This is a genomic window from Undibacterium sp. SXout7W (assembly GCF_049339385.1).
GTDB lineage: Bacteria > Pseudomonadota > Gammaproteobacteria > Burkholderiales > Burkholderiaceae_D > Undibacterium.
This window is the reverse complement of the sequence record NZ_JBMPPF010000162.1, coordinates 1-284: the sequence shown is the minus strand read 5'-3', so window position 1 is coordinate 284 and position 284 is coordinate 1. Positions and strand designations below refer to the sequence as shown.

The following is a 284-nucleotide window of genomic DNA, read 5'->3' as shown; positions in this document are numbered from 1 at the left end:
CAAATTACGCGGCAAGCCCCATGACAAGGTCGGATCGATCAGACGCGCGATACGGCGTTCGCAGATGCTGCCCAAGTCGGTGATGGTCATGGCGAGCAAATCCATCGCCTGCGCCAGATACTGGCCGTGGAAGTTGCCGCCGGAGATGATCTCGAAGCCGCCGCCCTCTTTGTCAAAGATCAAGGGATTGTCGGTGGCCGAGTTGATTTCCTTGTCGACGATGGTGTCGATGTAATCCAGTGCATCGAATACCGGACCGTAGACCTGCGGCGCGCAGCGCAGCG

The 284-nt window shown here is 58.8% G+C and carries 1 protein-coding gene; it reads right to left on the bottom strand.

Going from position 1 to position 284, the window contains the following annotated elements; genetic code table 11:
* A partial coding sequence (locus ACO0LB_RS20935) for an aromatic amino acid lyase (RefSeq protein WP_423052676.1) occupies positions 1–284 on the bottom strand: 284 nt, incomplete at both ends.